13 protein-coding genes and 1 tRNA gene are annotated in these 17,331 nt (G+C 62.2%); all 14 read right to left on the reverse strand.

Annotation, left to right across the window (positions count from 1 at the left end; all coding sequences use genetic code 11):
* Positions 1–10: 10 nt before the first annotated feature.
* Positions 11–2,302 carry a sensor histidine kinase gene (locus AC1Q5S_RS15595; protein WP_492239060.1) on the reverse strand — a complete coding sequence of 764 codons (2,292 nt, stop codon included), beginning with the start codon at positions 2,300–2,302 and terminating at the stop codon, positions 11–13.
* Positions 2,299–2,901: a DUF4390 domain-containing protein gene (locus AC1Q5S_RS15600; RefSeq protein WP_422205579.1), complete on the reverse strand. Its 603-nt coding sequence runs from the start codon at positions 2,899–2,901 to the stop codon at positions 2,299–2,301. The genes AC1Q5S_RS15595 and AC1Q5S_RS15600 overlap by 4 nt, the downstream gene beginning before the upstream one ends.
* A gap of 7 nt (positions 2,902–2,908) precedes the next feature.
* The gene (gene rsmB / locus AC1Q5S_RS15605) at positions 2,909–4,342 is read right to left on the reverse strand and encodes a 16S rRNA (cytosine(967)-C(5))-methyltransferase RsmB (protein WP_492239061.1); all 1,434 of its coding nucleotides are present in this window, start codon (positions 4,340–4,342) and stop codon (positions 2,909–2,911) included.
* 11 nt (positions 4,343–4,353) lie between these two features.
* Entirely contained in the window at positions 4,354–4,896 is a 543-nt protein-coding gene (locus AC1Q5S_RS15610; protein ID WP_492239062.1) for a LemA family protein, read from the reverse strand.
* Positions 4,897–5,010: 114 nt separating this feature from the next.
* Complete coding sequence (gene rpoC, locus AC1Q5S_RS15615) at positions 5,011–9,237, reverse strand: DNA-directed RNA polymerase subunit beta' (RefSeq protein WP_492239063.1); 4,227 nt, start codon at positions 9,235–9,237, stop codon at positions 5,011–5,013.
* A gap of 65 nt (positions 9,238–9,302) precedes the next feature.
* Positions 9,303–13,415 (reverse strand): DNA-directed RNA polymerase subunit beta, encoded by a 4,113-nt coding sequence (rpoB, locus tag AC1Q5S_RS15620; protein WP_422205587.1) that lies wholly within the window; start codon positions 13,413–13,415, stop codon positions 9,303–9,305.
* Positions 13,416–13,681: 266 nt separating this feature from the next.
* Positions 13,682–14,056 carry a 50S ribosomal protein L7/L12 gene (gene rplL / locus AC1Q5S_RS15625; RefSeq protein ID WP_422205589.1) on the reverse strand — a complete coding sequence of 125 codons (375 nt, stop codon included), beginning with the start codon at positions 14,054–14,056 and terminating at the stop codon, positions 13,682–13,684.
* Between the two features lie 40 nt (positions 14,057–14,096).
* A complete protein-coding gene (gene rplJ, locus AC1Q5S_RS15630) occupies positions 14,097–14,621 on the reverse strand; it encodes a 50S ribosomal protein L10 (protein ID WP_007850048.1) in 525 nt (174 codons plus the stop codon).
* 231 nt (positions 14,622–14,852) lie between these two features.
* On the reverse strand, positions 14,853–15,548 hold the full coding sequence (rplA, locus tag AC1Q5S_RS15635; protein ID WP_092697427.1) for a 50S ribosomal protein L1: 696 nt from the start codon (positions 15,546–15,548) through the stop codon (positions 14,853–14,855).
* Positions 15,549–15,980, reverse strand: coding sequence for a 50S ribosomal protein L11 (gene rplK, locus AC1Q5S_RS15640; protein ID WP_092697426.1), 432 nt, complete (start codon positions 15,978–15,980; stop codon positions 15,549–15,551).
* Between the two features lie 121 nt (positions 15,981–16,101).
* Positions 16,102–16,692: a transcription termination/antitermination protein NusG gene (gene nusG, locus AC1Q5S_RS15645; RefSeq protein WP_492239064.1), complete on the reverse strand. Its 591-nt coding sequence runs from the start codon at positions 16,690–16,692 to the stop codon at positions 16,102–16,104.
* Positions 16,689–17,075: a preprotein translocase subunit SecE gene (gene secE, locus AC1Q5S_RS15650; protein WP_422205593.1), complete on the reverse strand. Its 387-nt coding sequence runs from the start codon at positions 17,073–17,075 to the stop codon at positions 16,689–16,691. The genes nusG and secE overlap by 4 nt, the downstream gene beginning before the upstream one ends.
* Before the next feature lie 88 nt (positions 17,076–17,163).
* Positions 17,164–17,239: transfer RNA gene (locus tag AC1Q5S_RS15655), tRNA-Trp, on the reverse strand.
* Positions 17,240–17,250: 11 nt separating this feature from the next.
* Positions 17,251–17,331 (reverse strand): EF-Tu C-terminal domain-related protein (locus tag AC1Q5S_RS15660; RefSeq protein WP_080700483.1); only part of this gene is annotated, 81 nt, incomplete at its 5' end.

A 17,331-nucleotide genomic window follows, 5' to 3' on the forward strand; every position in this document is an offset into this window, starting at 1 on the left:
GTGGGTGTTGTTATGACACCACCGATGGGTAAGTGGCGAATGATAACGACACTTGTGCCCCCCGCACCACGCCGTCGTCAAGCCGGTTCGACAACTCGATCCGGGCACCGTGCTCGTCGGCAATCTTCTTCACCACGGCCAGGCCCAGTCCGGTGCCCCGTGGTTTGGTGGTGACATAGGGTTCAAATGCCCGCTGAAGGATGTGCGCGGGAAAGCCTGAGCCACTATCGGTCACGGTCAGGCGAACACGGTGCGATGACTCGCTCCAGCGGGTGCTGATACGCACCGGCAGCATCGGCTCAGAGCCCCCTGCACGAGCCTGCACCGTGGCGTCCTGGGCGTTTTGCAGCAGGTTGTGCACGACCTGGCGCAGCTGCTGTGCGTCGCCGGCAATCGGCGGGCAACGGAGATCCAGCTCGGATTCCACGGGTACCGTGGCATTTTCGGCCCCATACAGATAGAGCACGTCGGTCACCAGCGTGTTCAGGTCCAGCGTCTGCAATTCGGCAGCGGGCAGGCGTGCATAGTCGCGGAACTCGTTGACGAGCCGCTTCATCGCATCCACCTGCTCCACGATGGTCCGGACCGACTTGGTCAAGATGGCCTGCTCCGGCGCCGGCAGCTTACCGGTGAGCTTCATTTCCAGGCGCTCGGCAGAGAGCTGGACGGGGGTAAGGGGATTCTTGATTTCATGGGCCAGGCGCCGCGCCACCTCTCCCCAGGCCTGGGCACGCTGGGCCGAAACAATTTCCGAAATATCGTCAAAAACCAACAACCGCGACGCATCTGGAAGCTCGGCACCCCGCATGACCAGGCTGGTCGCGTGGTGCGCCGTGCCACTGGCGGAGCCATGGAGCTCAAACGGTTGCTGCCAATGGTCCAGTCCGTGGTGGTGGAGGTCACCCAGGAATTCATCGAACTGCTTTTGCACTGCCGCGGCAAAAACGGCCAGCCCCGGCACCGCTGCCAGTGGCTGACCCGCGTAGGCCGCCATGGGGGCGCGCAGGATGCGCGTGGCACCCGGATTGAAGGACAGGATGACGCCTTGCTGGTCGAGGACAACCACACCTGCGGTGAGGTTGTCCAGAATGGTCTGCAGCTTGGCACGCGCTGCATCCACCTCGCCCATGCTCTGCTCCACCGCACCCTGCGCGTCCGCAATCTGCTGGGTCATGGTGGCAAAGGAGCGCGTGAGTCCGTCGAGCTCATCCTTGCCCTGCAGGGCGGCCTTGGGGCTGAGATTGCCCGCCGCCACTTCCCGCACCCCCTCCGCGAGCACCAGAAGCGGCCGCACCAGCTGGTTGCCCAGCAATACGGCCAGAAGGACAGCGCCAAAAACGGCCAGGAACAAGCCCAGCGTCAAGGTGCCCACATACATGCGGCGAAGGCCCTCGCGGGCCAGGGCTCGTTCCTGGTATTCCCGATTGGCTTCCTGCACCGCCAGGGCATTGGCCACCAGTGCCGGTGGCAGCGGCATGGTGACCTGCAAAAAACGCGGCTCGAGCAGCAAACCCACGCTGGGGCTTGCAACCAGCGCAAACACCTTCACCCGTGCGCTCTGCGCGGCCGCAGGGTCGGTAATGTCGTCCAGCCCCTCGATCTGGGCCAGGGTGCGCTGCTGGCGTACCATGCGCAGCTGCGCTGCGCCAGGGCGCTCCGGGCTCAGGCTGAGACGCGACTGGCCGGCGCTGGCAACAGCGTGCCCGGCGGCACTCCACAAGATCACGTCGCCGGCGGAAAGCTGGTCGCGGATGCGCTCCAGCACCAGCCCGGCTGCGGCATCGGGCACCTGGGCCAGCTGCACGCTGGCGGCCCGCGCCTTGCTCGCCATGTCTTCGGCCATGGAGTCGAGGGACACCCGCGCCAGATTCACTCCCGCCACCAGAGCGCCCTCCACCTTCACATCAAACCAACTTTCAATGGACCGGGTGACAAACTGGTACGACACCACATAGATCAGCAGCCCGGGCAGCAGGCCCACCAGCGCAAAAATGGCGGCCAGCTTGACCAGCAGGCGGCTGCCAAAGCGCCCGCGCCGCAGCCGCACGGCCAGCCGCACGCCCACCCATACCAGCACCGCCAGCAACAGCACGGCCACCAGCACGTTCACCCCGAACAGCCAAGCGTAATTGCGCTCGTACAGCGCCCGGTTGTTGGTGGCCAGCGTCAGCATGAAAAGCAGCACCATGCCGATGGCCGACATGATGGCGGCACCCACCCCGACGGTCCAGCGCACCGCCCGCGACTGCCGCCCCAATGCCTGAGTTGACGCAGATTCCGCGGAAAGTTTGCGCTTGCTCACCGTGTGACCTCCGGCGCCAGGCGCTGGTTCCGGGCGACCGCCAGGCTCCAGCCCGCGCTGCCCACGGCCCCGATCTGGAGGGGACGTGGCAATTGCGTCATGTCCAGCCGAAACCGGAAATGGACGGTGTGCACAGCATCTGCATCGATTTCGCCATCCTCCGCAATCTTCCAGCGCGAAATCCGCTGCATGGCCGACACGGCATCGCGCAGGTCGTCAAAATTCTGGCCCAGCGCCACCCCCAGCCCGGTGTTCGAAAACGGCACGGGCGACGTGCTCAGACGCCAGCGCCGGGTCAGGGGCTGATAGTTCAGGCGCAGATGGCGGGTGGCGGTGGCCACCTGGCGGTCTGACCAGTACCAGCGCTCCCGCAGCACCTGGGCTTCGACCACAAAGAACATGGGAATGCCCTTGTAGAGGGCGTCTTCGGCCAGCTCGGGCAGTGCCAACTGCAAGCTGGCGCTGAGGTAGACACCATCGTCCGCGCGCTCCAGGCGCAGATCGGTCACTTCGCTCGCATGCGATTGCGCCTGTACCTGCAGCGGCCAGGCCAGCACGCACAGCCAGGCGAACACCCAACAGAAGATCGAGCGGACCATGCGGCGCTCACCCGGGGGCTTTATGCAACAGTGCGTAAAAAAATCCGTCGTGCTCACTCGCTGCATTGTCCGGGACTGTTCCGCGATTGTTTCCATTGCCAGGAATTAAATGCCCTGGGGATGGCAGCAACCGGGCATCGGTGTTGTGCGCAAGAAACGTTTGGACCTGCGCATCGCCTTCGGCGCGGAACACCGAACAGGTGCAGTACAGCAGGCGCCCGCCCGGTTTCACCAGCGGCCACAGGGCCGCCAGCAGGCGTGCCTGCTGGGCCGCGAGCTGGGCAATATCGGTTTCGCGGCGCAGCCAGCGCACATCCGGGTGGCGGCGGACGATGCCCGATGCCGTGCACGGGGCATCCAGCAAGATCGCATCGAACAAGGCACCGGCGCAGTGCTGCCGCCACCAGTCCTGCGGCTGCGCCGCATCGGCCACCAGCACCTGCGCGCGCAGGCCCAGGCGATCCAGGGTTTCGTGGATGCGTGCGCTGCGCACGGCATCCACCTCCAGCGCGGTCACCTGGATGGGACTGGCTGCGCCCGCGTATTCCAGCAGGTGGGCGGTCTTGCCTCCCGGCGCGGCGCAGGCATCCAGCACCCGCAAGGGCTGCGTGAGGTCCAGCCCTTGCAGCAGCAACGGTGCTGCCTGCTGCGCAGCGGCATCCTGCACCGAAACCATTCCCTGGGCGAATCCCGGCAAGTCCGCCACCGGCAGGGGCTGCTGCAGGATCAGCCCATATTCACCGACCGCGGATGACTCAATATTCATAGCAGCTAACGCTTTCTGGTATTGCGCTACCGTGCTTTTCCCTCCATTCACCCGCAAGACCATGGGTGCGTGGGCGTTGTTGGCCTGCAGGATCTGCTGCCATTGCGCCGGGTGGTCTTTCTGCAGCTTTTTCACCCACCACAGCGGGTGGTTCCAGCGCGCCACAGGGTCGGCATCGGTCGCGGCGACCAGGGTTTCGCGCTCCCGCAGAAAGCGGCGCAGGCAGGCATTGATGAAAGAGGCCTGCGCACGGGTGGCCATGCTGCGTTTGGCCGCTTCCACGGCCTGGTTGACCAGGGTGAAGGGCTCGTAAGGCGCCTCGTCGGCCCGCCACGACAGTGCCAAAGCCGTGCACAGCAACGCATCGGCAGCGGGAGGCGGCGTGCGAGACACCAGCTGACGCCGCAGTGCCTGTGCCCGGCCCAGCGTGCGCAACACCTGAAAAAGCAGCGCCTGCACCCCCGGCCGCAAGCCAGCATCCACGGTGGCCATCGCCGCCGTGCCCGATTGGCCGGCACAAATGGCCTGCAACGCCGTGGCGACGCCCGCGAGTTGCTCCCACAGCGCAACCCCGGACGCTCCATGGGAGTCGGTGCTGCGCCGTGGCGGCAAGGAATCGCGGCTTCCAGGTGCGGGCGCGGTGCGGGGTCGGCGGTGTGAACCGGTTGGTGTCATGAATGGCTTTCTCACGCAATGGACAGCGCACGCGCTGGAGTGAACCCGAAGGCCCAGGCCAGCATCAGTGCGGGAAACTGCCCGAGTGCGGCGTTGTAATGGAGCACCGCATCATTGAAGATCTGTGCCGCCTGTTCGTTATGCTTGCGCAATTCGTCCCACCGGGCGCGCCAATGCGCCATCTTGCGGTTGGCATCTTCGGCATTGGCGCCAGGCTGCAGATTCAGCCACACTGCATCTAGAACCGCGCACGCGGCAGACAGCGCCGCCACGGGCTCCCCCTGCAACGGTCGCGCCCGTGCCACGGCCAAAGAGACTGTCAATTGTGTGGTGGCCCCTTGCAAGGTGCTGTGTGCTTCACGGTCCAGGGCCCCGGCGGTGACCTGAGCGGCGTCGAACTCACCCACCATGGCAAGCCATCGGACCAGGTGGGCGTCCAGACTGCCAAAGGCCTGCACCACCGCCGAGCGCAGACGCACCAGGCGGTTGTAAGCGCCGACGGCCCAGAAAAGAGCGATCGCGATGACTATCCAGCTGAGCGGCGATGACCACATGCGCTAACACCGGCACCGCATACGGCATGCGGCCCGGTCCGTGAGAGTTCCAGAAAAAACGCTCCCGGCCCGTCAGGAGACAGGGCGGGAGCGCATCAGTGACGGCCCGGGGGCTTAGTCGGCAGCCGCGTCAGGAGCGGCACCTTCCGTCACGGAGGCTTCTGCCGAGGCCTCCATTTCGGCGGCTTCCGCTTCGGCAATGGCACGGCGCTCGGCGTCGTCCATGGCGTCCTTGGCCTTGCGCGCCTGGTGGTAGGCCATACCGGTACCGGCAGGAATCAGGCGACCCACGATGACGTTCTCCTTCAAGCCGCGCAGCTCGTCGCGCTTGCCCATGATGGCAGCCTCGGTGAGCACGCGGGTGGTTTCCTGGAAGGAAGCGGCCGAGATGAACGAATCGGTCGACAGCGAGGCCTTCGTGATACCCAGGAGCAGGTTGCTGTAGGTCGCGGGGATCTTGCCCGCTGACTGCAGCGCATCGTTGGTGTTGAGGATCTCGGAGCGCTCGACCTGCTCGCCACCGATGTAGCTGGACTCGCCGATGTTCTCGACCACCACGCGACGCAGCATCTGGCGAACGATCACCTCGATGTGCTTGTCGTTGATCTTCACACCCTGCAAGCGGTACACGTCCTGCACTTCATCGACGATGTAGCGCGACAGCTCTTCGATGCCCAGCAGGCGCAGAATGTCCTGCGGGTCGGCCGGGCCGTCCACGATGGACTCGCCCTTGTTGACCACCTGGCCTTCGTGCACCAGGATGTTCTTTTCCTTGGGCACGAGTTCCTCGAAAACGTGGCCTTCAGGGTCGGTGATCTGCAGGCGCACCTTGCCCTTGGTTTCCTTGCCGAACGACACGGTACCGGTCATCTCGGCCAGCGTGCCCTTGTCCTTGGGCGTACGGGCTTCGAACAGCTCGGCCACGCGGGGCAGACCGCCGGTAATGTCGCGGGTCTTCTGGCCTTCGACCGGGATACGGGCCAGCACTTCGCCGGGGCCCACGTCCTGGCCATCGCGCACCTGGATCAGGGCGCCGACCTGGAAGCCGATGGTCACCGAGTGGTCGGTGCCAGGGATCTTCACTTCGTTGCCCTGGGCATCGATCAGCTTCACCTGCGGGCGCACGACCTTGGCAGCGCCGCGGCGCTTCGGATCGATCACCACCAGCGTGGACAGGCCGGTCACTTCGTCGACCTGCTTGGCCACCGTGAGGCCTTCCTCGACGTTCTCGAACTTCACCTGGCCCGCAAACTCGGTGATGATCGGGCGGGTCAGCGGATCCCAGTTGGCGAGGATGGTGCCGGCCTTGATGGTCTGGTCGGCCTTCACCGTCAGCGTGGCGCCGTAGGGCACCTTGTGGCGCTCGCGCTCGCGGCCATGCTCGTCCTGGATGACGATTTCACCCGAACGCGCAATCACCACCAGCTCGCCCTTGGTGTTGCTCACGTAGCGCATCGTGGCGTTGAAGCCGATCACGCCGTTGGACTTGGCCTCCACGCTCGACGCGATGGCGGCGCGCGAAGCGGCACCACCGATGTGGAACGTGCGCATGGTCAGCTGCGTGCCGGGTTCGCCGATGGACTGGGCAGCGATCACACCCACGGCTTCGCCGAGGTTGATCAGACCGCCACGGCCCAGGTCGCGGCCATAGCACTTGGCGCACAGGCCGTAGCGGGTTTCGCAGGTCAGCGCGGTGCGCACCTTGACTTCGTCCACGCCAGCGGCTTCGATTTCCTCGATGAGGTCTTCTTCCAGCATCACGCCGGCAGGCACCAGCACGGCACGCGTTTCGGGGTGCAGCACGTCCTCGGCAGCGGTGCGGCCCAGGATACGTTCGCGCAGCGATTCGATCACTTCACCGCCTTCGACGATGGCGCGCATCAGCGAACCATTGGCCGTACCGCAATCCTCTTCGGTCACGACCAGGTCCTGCGTCACGTCCACCAGACGGCGGGTCAGGTAACCCGAGTTGGCGGTCTTCAGCGCCGTGTCGGCCAGGCCCTTGCGGGCGCCGTGGGTGGAGATGAAGTACTCCAGCACGTTCAGACCTTCGCGGAAGTTCGCGGTGATGGGCGTTTCGATGATCGAGCCGTCTGGCTTGGCCATCAGACCCCGCATACCGGCCACCTGGCGGATCTGGGCGGCAGAGCCGCGGGCACCGGAGTCGGCCATCATGTAGATGGAGTTGAAGGACTCCTGGTCCACTTCCTTGCCGTGGCGGTCCATGACCTTCTGCTTGGACAGCTGGGCCATCATCACCTTGGACACTTCGTCGCCGGCCTTGCCCCAGATGTCCACCACCTTGTTGTAGCGCTCGCCGGAGGTGACCAGACCGGACACATACTGCTGTTCGATCTCTTTGACTTCCTTCTCGGAGCGCTCGATGATGCCGGCCTTTTGCGGCGGCACCAGCATGTCGTCGATGGCAATCGAGATACCGGCGCGCGTGGCCAGGCGGAAGCCGTTTTGCAGCAGCTTGTCGGCGAACACCACCGTCTCCTTCAGACCGCATTTGCGGAAGGACACGTTGATGAGCTTGGAGATCTCCTTCTTCTTCAGCGCCTTGTTCATGTGCGAGAACGGCAGGCCCTTGGGAAGGATTTCGGACAGCAGCGCACGGCCGGCCGTGGTTTCCACCAGCGAGGTGGAAGGCACGAACTCGCCGGTTTCCTTGTTCTTGGTCCACTCGGTCATGCGCACCGTGATCCTGGCGGCCAGTTCGACCTGGCCGGCGTCCAGCGCGCGCTGCACTTCGCCGGTGTCGGCGAACACCAGGCCTTCGCCCTTGCCGTTGATGCGGTCGCGGGTGGCGTAGTACAGGCCCAGCACCACGTCCTGCGAAGGCACGATGGAGGGTTCGCCCGACGCAGGGAACAGCACATTGTTGGAGGCCAGCATCAGCGTGCGGGCTTCCATCTGCGCTTCCACCGACAGCGGCACGTGGACAGCCATCTGGTCACCGTCGAAGTCGGCGTTGAAGGCCGCGCAAACGAGGGGATGCAGCTGAATGGCCTTGCCTTCGATCAGGATGGGCTCGAAGGCCTGGATACCCAGACGGTGCAGCGTAGGCGCCCGGTTGAGCATCACGGGGTGTTCCTTGATGACCTCTTCCAGGATGTCCCACACCACGGGGGTGCCGGATTCGACTTCCTTCTTGGCGGCCTTGATCGTCGTCGCGATGCCCATGGCTTCGAGGCGCGAGAAGATGAAGGGCTTGAACAGTTCCAGCGCCATCAGCTTGGGCAGGCCGCACTGGTGCAGCTTGAGCGTGGGGCCCACGGTGATCACGGAACGACCCGAGTAGTCGACGCGCTTGCCCAGCAAGTTCTGGCGGAAGCGGCCCGACTTGCCCTTGATCATGTCGGCCAGCGACTTCAGGGCACGCTTGTTGGCGCCCGTCATGGCCTTGCCACGGCGGCCGTTGTCCAGCAGTGAATCGACGGCTTCCTGCAGCATCCGCTTTTCGTTGCGCGCGATGATCTCGGGAGCCTTGAGCTCCAGCAGGCGGCGCAGGCGGCTGTTACGGTTAATGACGCGGCGGTACAGGTCGTTCAGGTCCGACGTGGCGAAGCGGCCACCGTCCAGGGGCACCAGCGGACGCAGGTCCGGAGGCAGCACGGGCAGCACTTCGAGCACCATCCACTCGGGCTTGATGCCCGACTTCTTGAACGCTTCGAGCACCTTCAGGCGCTTGGCATTCTTCTTGACCTTGACTTCGGAGCCGGTCAGGTCGCCGCGCAGGCGCTCGATCGACAGGTCGATGTCGATGGATTCCAGCAGGTCCTTGATGCCTTCGGCGCCCATCTTGGCGATGAACTCATCGCCGTATTCCTTGCGCTTGGCGTCGTAGTCGTCCTCGGACATGATGCTGAACTTCTTCAGCGGCGTCATGCCGGGATCGGTCACCACGTAGGCTTCGAAGTACAGCACGCGCTCGATGTCGCGCAGCGTCATGTCGAGCACCAGGCCCAGACGCGACGGCAGCGACTTCAGGAACCAGATGTGGGCGCAGGGTGCGGCCAGATCGATGTGGCCCATGCGCTCGCGGCGCACCTTGGTCTGGGTGACTTCAACGCCGCACTTCTCGCAGATCACGCCGCGGTGCTTGAGGCGCTTGTACTTGCCGCACAGGCATTCGTAGTCCTTGATGGGACCAAAAATCTTGGCGCAGAACAGGCCGTCGCGCTCGGGCTTGAACGTGCGGTAGTTGATGGTTTCGGGTTTCTTCACTTCGCCGAAAGACCACGAACGGATCTTTTCGGGCGAAGCCATGCCGATGCGGATGGCATCGAAATGCTCGTCCGGCGTGAATTGCTTGAACAGGTCGAGTAGCGATTTCATGTGACTCTTTCCTTTTTAATCTGTTGAGGACAGAGCGGCGCGGCGCCGGTCTGTCCCGCAAGGCTTCACGAACGTTCCAGCTCGATGTCCAGGCCCAGCGAACGGATTTCCTTGACCAGCACGTTGAACGATTCCGGCATGCCGGCTTCGATGGCGTGTTCGCCCTTGACGATGGATTCGTACACCTTGGTACGGCCCACCACGTCATCGGACTTCACGGTCAGCATTTCCTGCAGCACGTAGGCGGCGCCGTAGGCTTCCAGCGCCCACACTTCCATTTCACCAAAACGCTGGCCACCGAACTGGGCCTTGCCGCCCAGCGGTTGCTGCGTCACCAGCGAGTACGGGCCGGTCGAGCGGGCATGCATCTTGTCGTCCACCAGGTGGTGCAGCTTCAGGTAGTGCATGTAGCCAATGGTCGTGGGCCGCTCGAAGCGGTCACCGGTGCGGCCATCGAACAGGTAGGCCTGCGTGCGCTCCGGGGTCAACCCCTTGCGCTCGACAAGCTCATCCGGATAGGCCAGTTTCAGCATGGCCTTGATTTCGTCTTCCGAAGCGCCATCGAACACCGGCGTGGCATACGGCACGCCATTGGTCAGGTTCCCTGCCATGGCGACCAGCTCGTCATCGCTCAGCTGCGACAGGTCTTCCGTGCGGCCACGCGAGTTGTAGACCTCTTCGAGGAACTTGCGCAGCTCGGACACCTTGGCTTCCTGCTGCAGCATGTCGCCAATGCGCTGGCCAATGCCCTTGCCGGCCCAGCCCAAGTGGACTTCCAGCACCTGACCGATGTTCATCCGCGAAGGCACGCCCAGCGGGTTGAGCACGATGTCGGCAGGGGTGCCGTCGGCCATGTAAGGCATGTCTTCGACCGGAACGATCTTGGAGACCACACCCTTGTTGCCGTGGCGGCCGGCCATCTTGTCGCCAGGTTGCAGGCGGCGCTTGACGGCCAGGTACACCTTGACCATCTTGAGCACGCCCGCAGGCAGTTCGTCACCTTGCGTGAGCTTCTTGCGCTTTTCTTCGAAAGCCAGATCGAAGCTGTGGCGTGTCTGTTCGAGCGAGTTCTTGATCGATTCGAGCTGCGTGGCCACTTCGTCTTCCGCCGGGCGGATGTCGAACCAGTGGAACTTCTCGACGGAAGCCAGGTAAGCCTTGTCGATCTTGGTGCCCTTGGCGAGCTTCTGCGGGCCGCCATTGGCCACGCGGCCGGTCAGCAGCTTCTCGATGCGGTCGAAGGCGTCGGCTTCCACGATGCGCAGCTGGTCGTTCAGGTCCAGGCGGAAGCGCTTGAGTTCATCGTCGATGATCTGCTGGGCGCGCTTGTCGCGCTGGATGCCTTCGCGGGTGAACACCTGCACGTCGATCACGGTGCCGGACGAACCCTGGTCCACGCGCAGCGAGGTGTCCTTCACGTCGGAAGCCTTCTCGCCGAAGATGGCGCGCAAGAGCTTTTCTTCGGGCGTGAGGGTGGTTTCGCCCTTGGGCGTGACCTTGCCGACCAGCGTATCGCCAGGCTGCACTTCGGCGCCCACGTAGATGATGCCGGACTCGTCCAGGCGGTTCAGTTGCTGCTCCGACAGATTCGGGATGTCGCGCGTGATTTCTTCGGCGCCCAGCTTGGTGTCGCGGGCCATGACCACGAGCTCCTCGATGTGGATCGAGGTGTAGCGGTCTTCCGCCACCACGCGCTCGCTGATCAAAATCGAGTCTTCGAAGTTGTAGCCGTTCCAGGGCATGAAGGCGATCAGCATGTTCTGGCCGATGGCGATTTCGCCAAAGTCCGTCGATGCGCCGTCGGCCACCACGTCGCCCTTGACCAGCTTGTCGCCCTTCTTCACGATGGGGCGCTGGTGGATGTTGGTGTTCTGGTTGGAACGCTGGTACTTGATGAGGTTGTAGATGTCCACACCCACTTCACCGGCCACGGCTTCTTCGTCGTTCACACGCACCACGATGCGGGTCGCGTCGACGTAGTCCACGATACCGCCACGGGTGGCAGTGACCACGGTACCCGAGTCCACAGCGGCGACACGCTCGATCCCCGTGCCCACCAAGGGCTTCTCGGGACGCAGCACAGGCACGGCCTGGCGCGACATGTTGGCGCCCATCAACGCGCGGTTCGCGTCGTCGTGCTCCAGGAACGGAACCAGCGAGGCGGCCACGGAGACGATCTGCGCGGGCGACACGTCCATGTACTGCACGCGATCGGCACCGCACAGAATCGATTCACCCTTTTCACGGGCGGACACCAGGTCACCCGACAGACGGCCGTCCTTGTCGAGCACGGCGTTGGCCTGTGCGATCACGTACTTGCCTTCTTCGATGGCCGACAGGTAATCGATCTCGTTCGTGACCTTGCCATCCACCACGCGGCGGTACGGGGTTTCGATGAAACCGTACTCGTTCAGGCGGGCGTACAGGGCCAGCGAGTTGATCAGACCGATGTTCGGGCCTTCAGGCGTCTCAATAGGGCAGACGCGGCCGTAGTGGGTCACGTGCACGTCGCGCACTTCGAAGCCTGCGCGTTCGCGGGTCAGACCGCCTGGGCCGAGGGCAGACACACGGCGCTTGTGCGTGATTTCCGCCAGCGGGTTCGTCTGGTCCATGAACTGGGACAGCTGCGAAGCACCGAAGAACTCTTTCAACGCGGCCGAGATCGGCTTGCTGTTGATCAGGTCGTGGGGCATCAGCGGCTCCTGTTCGGCCTGGCCCAGACGCTCCTTCACGGCCTTCTCGATACGGGCCAAACCGGTGCGGTACTGGTTCTCTGCCAGTTCGCCCACGCAACGCACACGGCGGTTGCCCAGGTGATCGATGTCATCGACTTCGCCGTTGCCATTGCGCAGGTCCACCAGGATCTTGACCACGGCCAGGATGTCTTCGTTGGACAGCACCATGGGGCCGGTGGATTCGTCGCGGCCAATCTTGGCGTTGAACTTCATGCGGCCCACGCGCGACAGATCGTACGTGTCGGGGTTATAGAACAGGCGCTGGAACAGGGCCTGCACGGCGTCTTCCGTTGGCGGCTCGCCAGGACGCATCATGCGGTAGATGGCCACGCGCGCGGCGAACTCGTCCACCGTTTCGTCGATGCGCAGGGTGTGCGACATGTACGCACCCTGGTCGAGTTCATTGGTGTAGATGCACTGCACGTCCTGCACGCCAGCACTGCGCAGCTTCTTGAGCAGTGCTTCGGTCAGCTCGTCGTTGGCCTTGGCAATGATTTCACCCGTGTCGGCATCAACGATGTTGCGCGCGACCACGCGGCCCACCAGGAAGTCCTCGGGCACGGAGATGTGCGTCGTGCCGGACTGCTCCAGCTCGCGGGTGTGGCGGGCGGTGACGCGCTTGTCCTTGGCCACCACCACCTTGCCGGACTTGTCGGTGATGTCGAAGCGTGCGACTTCGCCACGCAGGCGCTCGGACACAAATTCCATCTGTGCACCGCTGTCCATCAGGCGGAAGTTGTCGTTGACGAAGAAGTTCGCCAGGATGGACTCGGGGTTCAGGCCGATGGCCTTCAGCAAGATCGTGACCGGCATCTTGCGGCGGCGGTCCACGCGGAAGTACAGAATGTCCTTCGGGTCAAACTCGAAATCCAGCCAGGAGCCACGGTAGGGGATGATGCGCGCGGAGAACAGCAGCTTGCCCGAACTGTGGGTCTTGCCCTTGTCGTGCTCGAAGAACACGCCGGGCGAACGGTGCAGCTGCGACACGATCACGCGCTCGGTACCGTTGATGATGAACGAGCCCTTGTCGGTCATGAGCGGTACTTCACCCATGTAGACCTCTTGCTCCTTCACTTCCTTGACCACCTTGGACTGCGAGGTCGAGGACTCGCGGTCATAGATGATCAGCTGCACCTTGGCGCGCACGGCCGAGGCGAAGGTCAACCCCCGGGTCTGGCATTCGCGCACGTCGAAAGCCGGTTTCGCCAGGTTGTACTCGATGAACTTCATCTCCACAAAACCGTTGTGGGAGACGATAGGGAAGGCAGCGTCGAATGCAGCCTGAAGGCCTTCGATGGTTCTTTTCTGGGGTGCTTTATCAGCCTGCAGGAAAGCGGTGTATGCATCCTTCTGCATCTGCAGCAGGTAAGGAACTTCGAGCACGCTGTCGCGGGTGCCGAAACTTTTGCGAATTCGCTTGCGTTCGGTGTAGGAATAGGCCATGAGATCTCCGGGCAAAGACATGAGTCCTGGGTCTTCGACGACTGACCCGCAAGGAGATGTGTCCTCACGGGCTTGGCGGTTGGCCACTACCAACCATGGCGGACGGTGATGCGTTGCACATCACCCGAACCAAGGCGTCTTCTGCTGTCGGGGTTGTCAGAAGACACTCGAAAGCCCCTTTTCAGGAGGTCGCTTTCGGGTGCTTTCTGAAGCACCAAAGGCTGGAGGCCCTCTGAGGAACACTCCAGCCCTTGAGCAAGATCGAATTACTTGAGTTCGGCCTTGGCGCCGGCTTCCACCAGCTTCTTGACGGCTGCTTCGGCGTCGGCCTTGGCAATGCCTTCCTTGACGTTCTTGGGAGCGCCGTCCACCAGGTCCTTGGCTTCCTTGAGGCCCAGGCCGGTGATTTCGCGCACTGCCTTGATGACGGACACCTTGTTGGCGCCAGCTTCGTTCAGCACCACATTGAATTCCGTCTTTTCTTCGGCAGCAGCAGCAGCGCCACCACCAGCGGCAGCAGGAGCAGCCATGGCTGCAGCGCTCACGCCAAACTTCTCTTCAATGGCCTTCACCAGGTCATTGAGTTCCAGAACCGTCATGCTGTCCAGCGCGGTCAAAAATGCGTCTTTATCGAATGCCATTTTGATTTCCTAACAATTTTGTTGGTTAACTGCCCGGCCATCAGGCCGCGACAGGTTCGGCGGCCGGTGCGGCAGCGCCTTCGCCTTTTTTCGCCGCCAGTGCGCCCAGCACAACGGCCGTACGCGACATGGGGGACATAAGCAAGCCACAAATCTGGGCCAACAGAACTTCCTTGGAGGGAATGTTGGCCAGTTGCTTAACGCCGTTGACATCCAGGGCTTTGCCACCGAAAGCGCCACCGCGAATCACCAACTTGTCGTTGGTTTTCGCGAAATCGGCCACCACCTTGGCGGCGGCCACAGCGTCTTCGGAGAAACCATAGATCAGCGGACCGGTCATCTGGTCTGCCACCACGTCAAATGCGCTGCCAGCCACAGCACGGCGAGCCAGGGTGTTCTTCAGAACACTCAGGGTCACGCCCTTGCTGCGAGCATCAACACGCAGTTTGGTCATGTCGGCGACCGTGATGCCACGGTATTCCGCGATCACAAGCGTTTGAGCTTTTGCGGCGAGGCTGGTCACTTCACTGATGACCGCTTCTTTCTCACTGCGATTAAGACTCAAGGTCTACTCCTTAAAATGCGCACTCGGCACAGGCCTCATGCGCGCTCTTGTTGCAGCGACCAACTGTTCAGGAAAACATTCCATCTGCAGCGGGATCGCCATCTGCGTTGGCCCCCAGGGGTTTAAGTGCGAATATCCTGCACACCAACGGTCTTGGATGGCCTGAAAACGCCAGAGCGCTTTCAGCCCACCACATCAGGCCTTCTGACGGGCCTGAAGATTTTTTTGCAATTACGCTGCGATGGACTGGGTATCCACGCGGACGCCCAGGCCCATCGTCGACGAAACAGCAACCTTGCGCAGATACAGGCCCTTGCTCGAAGCAGGCTTGGCCTTGTTCAATGCATCGATCAGTGCAGCCAGGTTGCCCTGCAGCTTGTCGTTGTCGAACGAGCGACGACCAATCGTGCCATGCACGATTCCAGCCTTGTCGACGCGGAATTGCACCTGGCCAGCCTTCGCATTCTTGACCGCCGTGGCGACATCCGGTGTCACCGTGCCGACCTTGGGATTAGGCATCAGGCCACGGGGACCCAGGATCTGCCCCAAAGTACCCACAACGCGCATGGCGTCAGGGGCAGCGATCACCACGTCGAAAGGCATGTCTCCAGCCTTTACCATGGCGGCCAGATCGTCCATGCCGACCACGTCGGCGCCAGCGGCCTTGGCTTCCTCTGCCTTGGCACCTTGGGCAAACACGGCCACGCGGGTGGTTTTGCCGGTGCCGTTAGGCAGCACGACAGCGCCACGCACAACCTGATCGGACTTCTTTGCGTCAATGCCCAATTGCACGGCGACATCAATCGACTCGTCGAACTTGGCAGTTGCCGCATCCTTGACGATGGCGATGGCTTCCGCAAAAGCGTAGAGCTTGGTGCTGTCCACTTTGCCCTGCAGGGCCTTTTGTTTCTTTGTCAGCTTGGCCATTTACAAACCCTCCACCGTCACGCCCATGGAGCGCGCAGAGCCAGCCAGCGTGCGAACTGCAGCGTCCACATTGGCAGCATTCATGTCCTTCAACTTGGTCTTGGCAATTTCTTCGAGCTGTGCGCGAGTGATCTTGCCGACCTTGGTGCTCAGGGCGTTTGGCGAACCTTTTTCCAGCTTGATCGCCTTCTTGATCAAAACCGTCGCAGGCGGCGTCTTGATGATGAAGGTGAAGCTCTTGTCTGCAAAAGCCGTGATGACCACAGGCAGAGGCAGGCCAGGCTCGACACCTTGGGTCTGCGCATTGAATGCCTTGCAGAACTCCATGATGTTGAGGCCGCGCTGACCGAGCGCAGGACCAATGGGTGGGGATGGATTGGCCTTACCAGCTGGCACTTGCAGCTTGATAAAACCGACGATTTTCTTCGCCATGCTTTACTCCTTGCGGGTGATAACGCCTGACTTGCTGAGGCAAGACAAGGCTCCCCGGGGTTAACGACTCACCAAATGCATTCACACCGAGCCGAAAAGTGTGATGCCCAAAATCCATGGATCAGGTTTTTTCAACCTGCCCAAACTCCAGTTCCACAGGGGTCGAGCGACCGAAGATCATCACGGAAACGCGCACACGGCTCTTTTCGTAATTCACATCTTCCACCGATCCGTTGAAATCCGTGAAAGGACCTTCCTTGACACGAACCAGTTCACCCACCATGAACTCCACCTTGTGCCGAGGCTTTTCGGTGCCCTCCTGCATCTGGCTGACGATCTTCTGCACCTCTTCTTCCGAGATGGGAGCAGGGCGATTCTTCGCCCCACCCACAAATCCAGTGACCTTGTTGGTGTGTTTGACCAGGTGCCAGGTATCGTCATCCATGACCATCTCGACGAACACATAACCAGGAAACAACCGGCGCTCTGTCGTTTTGCGCTGACCGTTCTTCATCTCGACCACTTCTTCAGTGGGAACCAGAATACGGCCAAACTTGCCCTCCATGCCGGAGCGCGCAATGCGCTCAAGAATGTTGCGCTCGACTGCTTTTTCCATCCCCGAATAGGCATGGACGATGTACCACCGCAGATCAGGATTGGAAGACGCAGCACCAGAGGCATCTGCCCCAGTCAAATCCACAACGCTTGTCATGATTTTCTCCAGCCCAAAATCAGGTCATACAAAACCCACTCAAGGGTTTTGTCGGTCAACCACAAGAACAATGCCATGATGACGACGAATGCAAACACGTAAGCAGTCATCTGCAGTGTTTCCTTGCGCGTCGGCCAGACCACCTTTTTGACTTCACGCCAAGCATCTCGTGCGAAGGCGACAAACTGACGTCCTGATTCGGAAACCAGAAATACAGCCGCTGCAGCAACGAGGCCCACCAGCAATGCAGCCCATTGAACGATTGGCCCCTGTTTGCCCAGCAAATAGAAACCCGCCACCGAGGCAATCACCAACGCCACGACTGCAGCGAGCTTGGCCTTGTCCGCCCCCGTATTGACAGTTTCAACTTGTGTAGTGGCCATGTCTTAATTTTCCTGCTTCAATTTTCGGCATCGCCCAAGACACCGAAGCCCGCCAATGCTGGCGGGCTTGTTTTTGACCACATTCAAGTGGCAGGGGCAGTAGGAATCGAACCTACAACCTTCGGTTTTGGAGACCGACGCTCTGCCAATTGAGCTATACCCCTATGAACACGCTTTATGCAATGATCTTGGCCACGACGCCCGCGCCCACGGTACGACCGCCTTCACGGATAGCGAAGCGCAGACCTTCTTCCAT

The organism is Acidovorax sp. GW835-FHT14B10, assembly GCF_058793725.1.